The sequence below is a fragment of the Pseudomonas sp. R11F genome, assembly GCF_050312575.1.
Taxonomy (GTDB): Bacteria; Pseudomonadota; Gammaproteobacteria; order Pseudomonadales; family Pseudomonadaceae; genus Aquipseudomonas; species Aquipseudomonas palleroniana.
In genome coordinates this window covers 1-10746 of the sequence record NZ_JBNPJU010000071.1, presented here as the reverse complement: position 1 = coordinate 10746, position 10746 = coordinate 1, and the positions used below count along the sequence as shown (strand labels likewise).

Annotated in this window: 11 protein-coding genes and 1 pseudogene; 4 read left to right on the top strand and 8 right to left on the bottom strand. The window is 60.9% G+C overall.

Annotation, left to right across the window (positions count from 1 at the left end):
- Positions 1-93 precede the first annotated feature (93 nt).
- Positions 94-1338: an acyl-CoA dehydrogenase family protein gene (locus ACQRBV_RS23400; protein ID WP_090371410.1), complete on the bottom strand. Its 1245-nt coding sequence runs from the start codon at positions 1336-1338 to the stop codon at positions 94-96.
- 266 nt (positions 1339-1604) lie between these two features.
- On the opposite strand from ACQRBV_RS23400, the gene sfnG reads away from it, so the two are divergent.
- A complete protein-coding gene (sfnG, locus tag ACQRBV_RS23395; RefSeq protein WP_411983911.1) occupies positions 1605-2690 on the top strand; it encodes a dimethylsulfone monooxygenase SfnG in 1086 nt (361 codons plus the stop codon).
- On the opposite strand, the pseudogene ACQRBV_RS23390 reads toward sfnG, so the two are convergent.
- Positions 2686-3135 (bottom strand): annotated as a pseudogene (locus ACQRBV_RS23390) (GNAT family N-acetyltransferase); the annotation flags it as partial. The gene sfnG and the pseudogene ACQRBV_RS23390 sit on opposite strands and share 5 nt — an antisense overlap.
- Before the next feature lie 94 nt (positions 3136-3229).
- Between ACQRBV_RS23390 and ACQRBV_RS23385 the strand changes: the two are divergent.
- Positions 3230-4816 carry a RimK family protein gene (locus ACQRBV_RS23385; protein ID WP_232965986.1) on the top strand — a complete coding sequence of 529 codons (1587 nt, stop codon included), beginning with the start codon at positions 3230-3232 and terminating at the stop codon, positions 4814-4816.
- A 127-nt stretch (positions 4817-4943) separates the two neighbouring features.
- On the opposite strand, the gene map is transcribed toward ACQRBV_RS23385, so the two are convergent.
- On the bottom strand, positions 4944-5699 hold the full coding sequence (map, locus tag ACQRBV_RS23380; protein ID WP_060757062.1) for a type I methionyl aminopeptidase: 756 nt from the start codon (positions 5697-5699) through the stop codon (positions 4944-4946).
- Positions 5699-5899, bottom strand: a complete 201-nt coding sequence (locus tag ACQRBV_RS23375) for a ParD-like family protein (protein ID WP_060757061.1) — start codon at positions 5897-5899, stop codon at positions 5699-5701. The genes map and ACQRBV_RS23375 overlap by 1 nt, the downstream gene beginning before the upstream one ends.
- Before the next feature lie 272 nt (positions 5900-6171).
- Between ACQRBV_RS23375 and ilvA the strand changes: the two genes are divergently transcribed.
- Complete coding sequence (gene ilvA / locus ACQRBV_RS23370) at positions 6172-7194, top strand: threonine ammonia-lyase, biosynthetic (RefSeq protein WP_081087100.1); 1023 nt, start codon at positions 6172-6174, stop codon at positions 7192-7194.
- A gap of 250 nt (positions 7195-7444) precedes the next feature.
- A complete protein-coding gene (locus ACQRBV_RS23365; protein WP_060757060.1) occupies positions 7445-7714 on the top strand; it encodes a DUF1652 domain-containing protein in 270 nt (89 codons plus the stop codon).
- Here the strand turns inward: ACQRBV_RS23365 and ACQRBV_RS23360 are convergent.
- From ACQRBV_RS23360 to xylB, 4 genes are all read right to left on the bottom strand, one after another.
- A complete protein-coding gene (locus ACQRBV_RS23360) occupies positions 7711-7833 on the bottom strand; it encodes a hypothetical protein (RefSeq protein WP_256679935.1) in 123 nt (40 codons plus the stop codon). The genes ACQRBV_RS23365 and ACQRBV_RS23360 overlap by 4 nt on opposite strands.
- 7 nt (positions 7834-7840) lie before the next feature.
- The gene (locus tag ACQRBV_RS23355) at positions 7841-8122 is read right to left on the bottom strand and encodes a DUF2790 domain-containing protein (RefSeq protein WP_411983912.1); all 282 of its coding nucleotides are present in this window, start codon (positions 8120-8122) and stop codon (positions 7841-7843) included.
- 83 nt (positions 8123-8205) lie between these two features.
- Positions 8206-9147, bottom strand: coding sequence for a carbohydrate kinase family protein (locus tag ACQRBV_RS23350; protein WP_060757058.1), 942 nt, complete (start codon positions 9145-9147; stop codon positions 8206-8208).
- A 12-nt stretch (positions 9148-9159) separates the two neighbouring features.
- On the bottom strand, positions 9160-10641 hold the full coding sequence (gene xylB / locus ACQRBV_RS23345; protein WP_060757057.1) for a xylulokinase: 1482 nt from the start codon (positions 10639-10641) through the stop codon (positions 9160-9162).
- Between the last annotated feature and the right edge of the window lie 105 nt (positions 10642-10746).

Below are 10746 nucleotides of genomic sequence, written 5' to 3'. Positions count from 1 at the left end.
CAGAAACCGTGACTGACACACCGCCATCGGGAGCAAGCCCCCTCCCACAGTGACGGCGTTAAGCCTTAACTGACTGGCATTAGGGCTTGCCCCTTACTTTTTAAGCCCCGCCGGGCCATTGCCGATCTGCCACACAAACGGCGGCTCGGTGCCATTGATCACCCAATCGCCGACAATCCGCGCCTTGTAGATCACCGGGTTGTGGGACGACACGGTGCGCGCATTGCGCCAGTGGCGGTCAAGGGCTTTGCCCTGGCGTACGTCCGACGCGCCCAGCGCGTTGAACAATTCTGTGGTGGCGCGCTGGATCAATGCCGACACCACCACCTGCGCCGTCGCCGATTCAATTTCAGCCGCCACATTGGCTTCGCGTTCTGCCGCATCGTCTCCCGCAAAGCGCGCCAGGTAGGCCCGTTGCGCCGGTACGGCAGCTTTCAAGGCGCTGGCTTTGGCGGCATACACCCACGCGGCGACTTCGCCCACCACTTGCTGAACCTGTGCGTCCTGGCTGACATGCGCGGCATTGCCATGGCTGTAGATACGCTTGCGGCTGCGCACTTGGTGAGCCACGTCATTGAGTGCCGCCTGGCCAATCCCGGCCAGGCTCGCCAGCAACACCAACTGGTAGAACGCCGTCTGGTATTTGAAGCGGGTGGAAAAGTCGATGACGTTTTCAGCTTCCACCTGCGCCTCGATAAACCGTGTGGTGCCACTGCCGGTGGTGCGCTGGCCAAAACCATCCCAGTCGTCGCTTTGCACCACGCCAGGCTGGTGCGTGCGGGTGGCGGCGATCACATCGGCGCCGGTGTCGCTGCGCTGGGCGTAGACGTCGATCCAGTCCGAGAACAGGCTGCCGGTGCTGTAGAATTTTTCACCGTTGAGCCGCCACTTATCGCCGTCGGGGCTGACCTGCGTGACCACCTCACCGATGGCGACATTGCCGATTTCGGTCCAGGCACAGCCGACGAGGTCGCCGTCGACAAAACGCTTGAACCACAGGTCGCGTCCGGCACTCGGTGCTGCATTCAAGCGGTCTTCGGCAAAGGCAAAATGCCCGCGCAGGGCTTGGGGGACGTTCGAATCGGCGGCGGCCAGCTCGATCAACAGCTCGAACAACTGGGGCAACGAGGCGCCGCCACCGCCGTATTCCACTGGGACCCGCACGGCGCCAAAACCGGCTTGCTTGAGCCACTCGATCGGCTCGTGGGGCAGGGTACGGGTGTGTTCGCGGGCGACCGCGCCCTCGGCGATACGCTGGAAGATCGGCCGGAACCGTGCGGCCAAGGTGGCGTAGTCAACGCCGACGGACAGCGGGTTGATGATGTGTTGCTCAGTCATGGGGAACAGCTCCTTGGCAGTGATCAAGTCCTGAGGCAATTGCACAGTCCGTGCCGGGCCTGCGGGCCAGTGTTTACGGGGCAAGCGCGGCGGCGCACTGTTGCTCCAGCAACAGCGGATCGACAAATAGACGGGTTGCGCGCCAGCCGCCGCCCGGCGTGCCGACCCGCTTTATTCGCCGCAGCGCCTGTCGCACGGGCCTTTGCCTGAGCCTGGCATGCTTGCTGCTCAAGCCCTCGTACATCCCTTGTGTGAGGTACAGCCAGATGAGTCAGCAAACCGTGAAATTCGCCTATTGGGTACCCAACGTCAGCGGTGGGCTGGTGGTCAGCAAGATCGAGCAACGCACCCATTGGGGCATCGACTACAACCGCAAACTGGCGCAATTGGCCGAAGCGGCGGGCTTTGAGTACGGCCTGACGCAAATTCGCTTTACCGCAGGTTACGGTGCGGAAAACCAGCATGAATCCGTGGCGTTCAGCCATGCGCTATTGGCGGCGACCACCAAACTCAAGGTCATCGCCGCGATCCTGCCGGGGCCCTGGCAACCGGCGCTGGCGGCCAAGCAGTTGGCGACCATCGACCAGCTCACCAACGGCCGTATCGCGGTGAACATCGTCAGCGGCTGGTTCAAGGGCGAATTCCAGGCCATTGGCGAGCCCTGGTTGGAGCACGATGAGCGCTACCGCCGTTCCGAGGAGTTTATCCGCGCCCTCAAAGGCATCTGGAGCCAGGACGACTTCACCTTCAAGGGCGACTTCTACCGTTTCAACAACTACACGCTCAAACCCAAGCCCCTCGGCCAGCCGGAAGTGTTCCAGGGCGGCAGCTCGCGGGCCGCGCGGGACATGGCGGCGCGGGTGTCGGACTGGTACTTCACCAACGGTAATACCCCCGAAGGCATCAAGGCCCAGGTCGATGATATTCGCGCCAAGGCCGCAGCCAATCACCATGCGGTTAAAATCGGCGTGAATGCCTTTGTGATCGCCCGCGACACCGAAGAAGAAGCCCAGGCCGTACTGGCGGAGATTATCGACAAGGCCGATGCGCAAGCGGTGAATGCCTTTGGCGATGCGGCCCGTCAGGCCGGTCAAGCGTCACCGGAGGGCGAGGGCAACTGGGCCAAGTCCAGCTTCGAGGACCTGGTGCAGTACAACGACGGCTTCAAGACCAACCTGATCGGCACACCGCAGCAAATCGCCGAGCGCATTGTTGCGCTCAAGGCCGTGGGAGTGGACCTGGTGCTGGCCGGCTTCCTGCACTTCCAGGAGGAAGTAGAGTACTTCGGCCAGCGCGTATTGCCGCTGGTGCGCGAGCTGGAGGCCAGGGCCGGGGTCAAACAGGTGGCCTGAGCAGCGGTTTTTCCAGGCGCAGGGCGGCGGTGTGGTCGGCGTAGTAGTCGTTGATCAGGGCGAAGCGCCGATAACCGTTGCGCTCATACAAGGCGAGGGCAACCGGGTTGTCGGTGCGCACTTCCAGGTGCAGGGCGGCGCAGCCCTGCTCCCGTGCGCGGGCCTCCATATGCGTCAGCAATTGCACACCCAGGCCGCAGCCGCGCGCAGCCTGGGTGATCGCAATCGAATACAGGCGGGCCAGGGCGCTGCCGCGCCGCAACAGCAGCAGCGCATAGCCGAGCAACTGCCCGTCACGTTCAGCGACCCACAACTGCCCATGCGCTCGGCTGATCATCCACTGAAAACTGCGTAACGAAAGCCGATCGCTGGTGAAACACTGCTGTTCCAGTGCCATCAATTCGGGCACGTCCGCCAAGGTTGCAATGCGCAAAGAAAGAGCCATATGACCGCCGTAAAAGTTGCGTAACGAAACGGGACTTCTCTAAAAGATCGTGCTTAATAGAAAAGGTCGAGTTCTCTAAAGCGGATCAAATATTATGTCGGCGGTAAACAGTCATTGGCGTGAAGTATCCGAGCAAACTGTCGCGGCGACAATAACCTCCGAGGGTTATTTTTCCAGCGTGCCCAGACGTCCAAGCCAAGTTGTGATCATTGTCGAACGCAAGGAAGACTGGGCTTCCTACTTTCCCAGCGAAGACATCGTCACTGCCCAGGAATACCTGGAACAAACCCGCGAAAGCGAGCCGGGCAAGCGCGTGCAGGTCATCAACCTGTGCCGCAGCTACAAGTACCTGGGGCACGGTTACTATTGCTCGTTGCTGGCCGAGGCGCGCGGGCACAAGGTGATTCCGTCGGTGCGCACCATCAGTGAATTGACCAGGAAGTCGCTGTATGGCTTGTCCCTGGATAACTTGGATAAAACCCTCGATAAAGCCTTGAGTCATCATCTTTACAGCAATACCGAAGGGTTTACCCTGACCCTTTACTTTGGTCGAACGCATATAGACGCGTTGCAGGAATTGGCCCGCCAGCTATTTGAAACGTTCCCCTGTCCGATTTTGTTAGTTGAGTTTCGCAAACATAACGGTTGGCATATCGAAGGGGTCAAGTCCGGCGTATTGCATAAGTTGCGCGATGATCAGGAAGACCAGTTCGCCCATGCCCTGGACAACTACAGCCGCAAGATCTGGCGCCAACCGCGCTCCCGTCGATTGGCGCGTTATGACTTGGCGATCCTGCATGATCCCCAGGAGCAACTGCCACCGTCCAACGCCCGCGCACTGGAGAACTTCGTGCGGGTCGGCAAGGGCCTGGGGATTGATGTGGAACTCATCGAGCGCAAGGATTACTCACGCCTCGCCGAATACGACGCCTTGCTGATCCGCGAGACCACCAGCGTCGACAACCACACGTATCGCTTCGCCAAAAAGGCCGAGAGCGAAGGGCTGGTGGTGATGGACGATCCGGCATCGATCCTGCGCTGCACCAACAAGGTCTACCTCACCGACCTGCTCAACAGCCATCAACTGGGCATGCCCGCCACCGAAATCCTCTATAAGGAACGCCCGCAGGATTTCGAGCGAGTCGGCGAACGTCTGGGTTTCCCGCTGGTGTTGAAGATCCCCGACGGTTGTTTCTCCCGTGGCGTGATCAAGGTGGAAAGCCAGGCGGCCTTGCTCAAGGCCACTGCCGAGTTGTTCGAACATTCCGTACTGTTATTGGCCCAGGAGTTTTTCTACACCGAGTACGACTGGCGCATCGGCGTTCTCAACCGCAAGCCGATTTTTGCCTGCCAGTACTTCATGTCCAAAGGCCATTGGCAAATCTACAACCACAAAGCCATCGGCCAGGACATCAACGGCGAGTGCCGCACCCTGGCCGTTCACGAAGCGCCCAAGGCGGTGGTAGAGCTGGCGGTGAAAACCGCCAACCTGATCGGCGACGGCCTCTACGGCGTGGACCTCAAGCAATCCGGCGACAAGGTGGTGGTGATCGAGGTGAACGACAACCCCAACCTTGATGCAGGCATCGAAGATGCCTACCTGCAAGATGACCTGTACGGCCTGGTGCTGGAGGAGTTTGTGCGGCGCCTGGAGTTGAAGCGCCAGGGGCAGGTCTGGTAATACCCGGTGTTTGCCGCCTGTAGGAGCGAGCTTGCTCGCGAAAAACGTCAACGATAACGCGTGCTGCCTGAATGAACGCGGCGCCTGCGGGGTTTTCGCGAGCAAGCTTGCTCCTACAACAAGCGGGTCAAACGGCGGGCTGCAGCGTCAGCACCTCGAACCCGTCCGCCGTCACCGCCACGGTATGCTCCCACTGTGCTGACAAGCTATTGTCCCGGGTCACCACGGTCCATCCATCCTTCAGGCTGCGCACTTTCGAGCTGCCCTGATTGAGCATCGGCTCCACCGTGAACACCATCCCTTCACGCAACTCCATCCCGGTGCCGGGCCGGCCGAAGTGCAGGATCTGCGGTTCTTCGTGCATCTGGCGCCCAATCCCGTGGCCGCAATACTCACGCACCACACTGTACCCATTGGCCTGCGCATGGCTCTGGATCGCATGCCCGATATCCCCCAACCGTGCGCCGGGCCTGACCTGGCGGATGCCGGCCCACATCGCCTCAAAGGTCTTTTCCACCAGCCGCTGGGCTTTGGGGGCCACATTTCCGATCATGTACATCTTGCTGGAGTCAGCGATAAAGCCGCCTTTTTCCAGGGTGATGTCGATATTGATGATGTCGCCGTCCTTGAGGATATCCTTGGCGCTGGGCATGCCATGGCACACCACTTCATTGATCGAGGTGTTGATGCAGAACGGGTAGTCGTATTGCCCCAGGCTCGCCGGGCGGGCCTTGAGGTCGTTGCGGATGAATGCCTCGACGGCACTGTCCAGCTCCAGGGTGGAGCGGCCGGCGGCGACAAGGCCGTCGAGCAGGGTAAACACCTGGGCCAGCAGACGCCCGGCTTCACGCATCACGACCAGTTGTGCGGGTGTCTTGATCATCAACTGCGGCCTCGGATCAGGTCGGGTTTGTCCAGCAACAGCTTGTTGATCAGTTCGTTGTAGGGCAGGTGCGGGTTGAGCTCGGCGAGCAGGCCGATCTTGATCCAGAATTCGGCCTGGGCGTTGATGGAGCGGTCCATGGCGGCGCTGGCCAGGCGTAGTTGTTCGTGCAACGGGTCGGTGATCTTGATGATGCCCATAGGATTCACTGCGTAAATGGAATATACAAAGCGTATATGTTTCATATATCGCTCGTAAAGCCCGGCGGATAAATGGAGCGTGAGCATTGACTTGCCTGCGGGTCGCCGGTTAATTTCGTTGCATGACATTTCAAGCCTTCCGCAGCCAGCCAAGCATTATTACCGCCATTCCTCATTTGGCGGGATAGCACACGGCTGCACCCAAACCCGCCCTAGAGGCGGGTTTTGTTTTTCCGACTCCTGGGCGCCTCACACACCACCAGGAGCCACCCATGACTACCCGCCGCGCCGTCCAGGCCACCGACACGAGCCTGCTTGAGCACTACGTGAAAAAGATCCTCGCCGCGCCGGTTTATGACCTGGCGGTGCGCACGCCCTTGCAAGCCGCGCCGGCGCTGTCGGCGCTGCTGGGCAACCAGGTGTTGCTCAAGCGCGAAGACCTGCAACCGACGTTCTCCTTCAAGATCCGCGGGGCCTACAACCGCCTGGTGCAACTGACGGCCGAACAAAAGGCCCGAGGCGTAGTGACGGCGTCGGCGGGCAATCATGCCCAGGGGGTGGCGCTGGCGGCGCGTGAGCTGGGGATCCGCGCGCGCATTGTCATGCCGTGTACCACGCCGGAGTTGAAGGTGTTGGGCGTACGCTCACGTGGCGCCGACGCGGTACTGCATGGGGAAAGCTTCCCGTTGGCCCTGGCCCACGCGCTGCAACTGGTCGAGACCTCGGGTTGCACGTTTGTCTCGCCCTTTGATGACCCGGATGTGATTGCCGGCCAAGGCACGGTTGCCATGGAAATACTGCGTCAGCAGCAGGGGCCGTTGGACGCGATCTTCGTGCCGGTGGGGGGCGGTGGTTTGATCGCCGGCATCGCGGCGTATGTGAAATACCTGCGGCCGCAAGTGCGCATCGTCGGGGTCGAGTCCGAAGGCTCCAGTTGCCTGTTGGCCGCCCTGCAAGCGGGCGAGCGGGTGGTGCTGCCCAGTGTCGATGGGTTTGCCGATGGCACGGCGGTGGCGCAGATCGGCGCGTACGGGTTTGAGATCTGCCGCAACTGGGTGGATGAAGTCATCACTGTGAGTAACGACGAATTGTGCAGTGCCATCAAGTTGATCTACGACGATACCCGCGCCATCACCGAGCCTTCCGGCGCACTGGCGGTGGCTGGGCTACGCCGTTATGTGGCGCAACGGGATGTGCGCGGGCAAACGTTGGTGGCGGTTAATTCAGGGGCTAATATCAACTTTGATAGTTTACGACATGTTGCTGAAAGGGTCGCCGCACAAGGTCCGGTTTAATACAAGTGCGTAAGTTAAACGTTTAATCAGCGGGTTTCGACGAAAGTTCACGCGGTATAAACGGGGCATGCGTCAAGTTATATGAATCAGCGGTGTGCTTATGAGGAATGGTTACAACGCACCTTGAGTTTGCCGAGTAGGCTGATGGAGGTAAGCGTCTTCCAGGGTCGGCAAGACGTGGCAGGGCACATGCCTGCCGGACACACCATGATGTAGTTGGCAGTCTCATAAATATAAGGAGAGGTTGGTCATGCTTTCGGAATTAGAACTTCGCAGCATTATTGAAGGAAGTTTCCTGCCCAAACGGTGCGAATGCACCAAAGCCGAAGATGCTTCGCTGACGATCAAAGTCTTTGACGACCAGGATCGTGACCGGGTGGATTTGGAAGTCAAAGGGATAAACGCGGACACACTCGACAGCAGTCGAGCCATTTGCAACCTGATCACCGGGTTGCGTGAAGACCTCCGGCAAGCCCATGCACCCGTCCTGCAAAGAGTTGGCGGACGTGGCTATTACTAGGCCGACGCCTGAGGTTGAGTGACTGAAGACCGGTGGGCCTGGATACATCCCAGGCCCAGTGCCGTTACCGTGGCCGCCGCGAGCAGGCGGGCGGGGTGTGCATTTTCCTGATGCTTCATTCACAACTCAGTTCTGAAAGTCGCAGGCTTCGGACATCTTCCGGTAGCTCACGTCTTCCACCTTGCCTGCCTTGTCCACGAATTTGATATCCGCATTGATGACCTTGCACTCGTCGGTATCGGTTTCGTGCATGGCGATCACTCTGTCGATGTTCAATGGCATCCCGTATTGATATTGCACGGGTTTGGCCGCAGCCGGCGAGGTATCGGCCTGGGCCATGCCCGAGCCTGCCGCCAGAGCCAATGTGCCGGTGAACAGGCCGGTAAACAGTAAGGTACGCAGTTTCATGATGGTGCTCCGCAAAGGGTTCGACTTCACTGTCGACCGGCGGGATTAACCATCGATTAATTTTTTCCTGGCTGACAAAACCTTCATGAACCCAACTGGTGGCGATACGGCAGGTCCGGTCCGGTCTTGCTGCAGGTCATGGCGGCGGCGCGGATGGCAAAGCCGAGCATGCTGTCCACCTGCGCGCGGGTCAGCTGCTGCAGGCCCTCCACCGAATCCAGCTGTTGCTCGGTCAACCAGGCAATCAGCGCAGCCTGGAAGGTGTCACCCGCCCCCACGGTATCGGCCATCACCACCTTGACTGCCGGTTGCGACCACGTGCCGTGCTGGCGGCTGAATACGCTGGCGCCATCGCCGCCGCGGGTGAGGAATACCAGCTGGCAACGGTGCTGCAGCCAACCTTGCAGCACGCTTTCCGGCGATTGCTCGGGGTAGAGCAGGTGCAGGTCTTCATCGCTGACCTTGATCAGGTCGGCATGCTTGACCAGCTCGGCCACGCGGTCGCGCCATAGCTGGATGTCCGGCTGCGGGTTGAGGCGCACGTTGGGGTCGAGGCTGATCAAACGCTTGCCGCTTTCGCGCTTGACCAGGCTCAGCAGGGTGTCGCCCACCGGCTGTACCACCAGTGAAAATGAGCCGATATGCAAGCCACGAATGTCTGCGCCCAGCTCGGGTAGATGGGCGATTTCCAGCAGTCGGTCGGCACAGCCTTCACCACGGAAGTTGTACTGCGGCGAGCCATTGGCACCCACGGCAACCATCGACAACGTGGTGGGCGCGGCAAACTCCACCAGGAATTGCTCATCTACGCCCTCGTCCTTGAGCACCTGCAGCAGGCGTCGCCCCAGGAAGTCGGTCGACAACCCGCCGAACAGACCGGCCGCGATACCGAGACGGCGCAGGCCCACCGCCACGTTGAACGGCGATCCCCCGGCAATCGCCTTGTAATTGACCTTGGAAGCCTGCCCGCTGGCATCTTCTTCGCTGAAAAAATCGAACAGCGCTTCGCCACACACCAGATACATAGTCGTTCGCTCTTAAAGGGTTGCCACGAGCTGCTGGTAGCGCTCGTAAGCCTGTTGATAGGCACTGACATTGCTTGCCACCGGCAGGGTACGGCTGGTGGGGTCGACACTCACACATTTGTCGCAGAGGCTGGCCAGGGATTCGCCGGACTGGCTCCACGCGGCCTGGATCGCCGCGCCCAGGGCGGCGGCTTCGCTTTGTTCGGTGCACACCACTTCGGTGTTCATGATATCGGCGACCATCTGCCGCCACACCGGGCTTTTCGAGCCACCGCCGATCAGTCGGATACTCTGGCTTTGCAGGCCGGTCTGGCGCAGCAGATCCAGGCCGTAGCGCAGGCCGAAGGTGGTGCCTTCGACCACGGCGCGACAGAGGTTGGCACGGGTCAGGTTGGTCATGGTCAAGCCGTGCAGGCTGCCGGTGGCGTGGGGCAGGGCGGGCACGCGTTCGCCGTTGAGGAACGGCAGCATGCTCACGCCCTCGGCGCCGATCGGGGCTTGCGCGACCAGGCTGTTGAATGCCGCCAGGTCGAGCTCGAACAACTCGCGAACCACCCCGGTGGCATTGGTCAGGTTCATGGTGCAGATCAGCGGCAGCCAGCCGCCGCTGGATGAGCAGAAGGTCGCCACCGATGCCTGCGGGCTGACGCTGGGTGGGTCGGCAAAGGCATACACGGTGCCCGATGAGCCCAGGCTCATGGTGATCACGCCCGGGGCAATATTGCCGGTGCCGATGGCGCCCATCATATTGTCGCCGCCACCGCTGGAAACCACCGCGCCGGGATTGATGCCCAGGCGTTCGGCGATGGCCGGCAGCACGCTGCCCACCGTCTGGTTCGCCTCGATCAGCTGCGGCAGCGCGGCCTCCAGGCGGCCGCTGGGGTCGATGTGCTGGAGCAGGTCCAGATCCCACCCGCGGGTGCGCACATTGAAGTAACCGGTGCCTGAAGCGTCGCCGTATTCCGCGACGGCGCGGCCGGTCAGCCAATAGTTCAGGTAGTCGTGGGGCAACAGGATATGGGCGATGCGGGCGAATACATGCGGATGTTGTTCGCGGGTCCAGAGCAGTTTCGACACGGTGTAGCCCGGTGCGATCGCCACACCGAGACGTTCCAGCGAGCCTTGTTCGCCCCCCAGATACGCGAGCAGGCGCTCGTTTTCAGGCGTGGTTTCGGTGTCACACCACAGTTTGGCCGGGCGCAGTACCTGGCCCTGGTCATCGAGCAAGACCAGCCCGTGCTGTTGGCCGGAAACACCGATGCCGAGGATGTCCTGGCCATCCACACCAGCCTGTTGCAGGGCGCGGTGAGTGGCTTCGGTAAAGGCGTCGAGCCACTCCTGAGTGTGCTGCTCGCGCCGGCCGTTGGCACCGCTGATCAGTGTATGCGCGGCGGCGCCCAGGCCCAGGACTTTGCCGCTGGAAGCATCAAGGACGATGGCCTTGGTGCCCTGGGTGCCACAGTCGATACCGAGGAACAGGTTTTGCCGGGTCATGGTGGGGTGCTCAGCATTATTGTTTGATGGTAAATGCGGTCAATGTGGGAGGGGGCTTGCTCCCGATAGCGGTGCACCAGTCAATACAGACTTAACTGACCCACC

Bases quoted from the DNA above. Each gene is read 5' to 3' on its own strand.
- ACQRBV_RS23400 (WP_090371410.1), bottom strand. From the start codon at position 1,338: ATGACTGAGCAACACATCATCAACCCGCTGTCCGTCGGCGTTGACTAC.
- ACQRBV_RS23360 (WP_256679935.1), bottom strand. From the start codon at position 7,833: ATGAAGCATCAGGAAAATGCACACCCCGCCCGCCTGCTCGCGGCGGCC.
- xylB (WP_060757057.1), bottom strand. From the start codon at position 10,641: ATGACCCGGCAAAACCTGTTCCTCGGTATCGACTGTGGCACCCAGGGC.
- sfnG (WP_411983911.1), top strand. From the start codon at position 1,605: ATGAGTCAGCAAACCGTGAAATTCGCCTATTGGGTACCCAACGTCAGC.
- ilvA (WP_081087100.1), top strand. From the start codon at position 6,172: ATGACTACCCGCCGCGCCGTCCAGGCCACCGACACGAGCCTGCTTGAG.
- ACQRBV_RS23365 (WP_060757060.1), top strand. From the start codon at position 7,445: ATGCTTTCGGAATTAGAACTTCGCAGCATTATTGAAGGAAGTTTCCTG.
- ACQRBV_RS23375 (WP_060757061.1), bottom strand. From the start codon at position 5,899: ATGGGCATCATCAAGATCACCGACCCGTTGCACGAACAACTACGCCTG.
- ACQRBV_RS23355 (WP_411983912.1), bottom strand. From the start codon at position 8,122: ATGAAACTGCGTACCTTACTGTTTACCGGCCTGTTCACCGGCACATTG.
- map (WP_060757062.1), bottom strand. From the start codon at position 5,699: ATGATCAAGACACCCGCACAACTGGTCGTGATGCGTGAAGCCGGGCGT.
- ACQRBV_RS23385 (WP_232965986.1), top strand. From the start codon at position 3,230: ATGTCGGCGGTAAACAGTCATTGGCGTGAAGTATCCGAGCAAACTGTC.
- ACQRBV_RS23350 (WP_060757058.1), bottom strand. From the start codon at position 9,147: ATGTATCTGGTGTGTGGCGAAGCGCTGTTCGATTTTTTCAGCGAAGAA.